Origin of the sequence: Streptomyces sp. YS-3, assembly GCF_045257485.1 — a bacterium.
In the GTDB taxonomy this organism is placed as follows: Bacteria; Actinomycetota; Actinomycetes; order Streptomycetales; family Streptomycetaceae; genus Streptomyces.
This window is the reverse complement of record NZ_JBJHPC010001141.1, coordinates 1-772: the sequence shown is the minus strand read 5'-3', so window position 1 is coordinate 772 and position 772 is coordinate 1. Positions and strand designations below refer to the sequence as shown.

The window sequence follows — 772 nt, the reverse complement described above, 5'->3', positions numbered from 1 at the left end:
ACCCCGCCCCGCCCCCGGACGCGGACGACGTCCTGCTCTCCGTACGGAACCTGAGCGTGACGTTCCCGACGCCGCGCGGCCCCGTACGGGCCGTCGACTCGCTCGACTTCGACGTCCACCGGGGCCGCACCCTCGGCATCGTGGGCGAGTCCGGTTCGGGGAAGTCCGTCACCTCCATGGCGGTCCTGGGACTGCACACCGGTGCCCAAGTCACCGGCTCCATCGCGCTCGACGGCCGCGAGCTGGTGGGCCTGACGGAACGCGAGCTGAACGGGCTGCGCGGGCGCCGGATGGCGATGATCTTCCAGGACCCGCTCTCCAGCCTCCACCCCTACTACACGGTCGGTGAGCAGATAGCCGAACACCACCGCGTCCACTTCCGCTCCGGCCGCGCGGCGGCCCGCAGACGGGCCGTGGAGATGCTCGCCGAGGTCGGCATCCCGGAGCCCGGGCGCCGGGCGGGCGAGTACCCGCACCAGTTCTCGGGCGGTATGCGCCAGCGCGTGATGATCGCGATGGCGCTGGCCTGCGAGCCCGAGCTGCTGATCGCGGACGAGCCCACCACCGCGCTCGACGTCACCGTGCAGGCCCAGATCCTGGAGCTGATCGCCCGGCTCCAGCAGGAGCACGGACTCGCCGTCGTCATGATCACCCACGATCTGGGGGTGGTCGCGCGCGTCGCGCACGAGGTCCTGGTGATGTACGGCGGCCGGGCCGTCGAACAGGCCCCGGTGGACACCCTCTTCGCCGCCCCGGCCCACCCCTACACCCG

At 72.4% G+C, this 772-nt stretch carries 1 protein-coding gene; it reads left to right on the top strand.

Annotated features, from left to right (window positions below; all coding sequences use genetic code 11):
- Positions 1-32 precede the first annotated feature (32 nt).
- A partial coding sequence (locus ACJA3G_RS37980) for an ABC transporter ATP-binding protein (RefSeq protein WP_406557544.1) occupies positions 33-772 on the top strand: 740 nt, incomplete at its 3' end.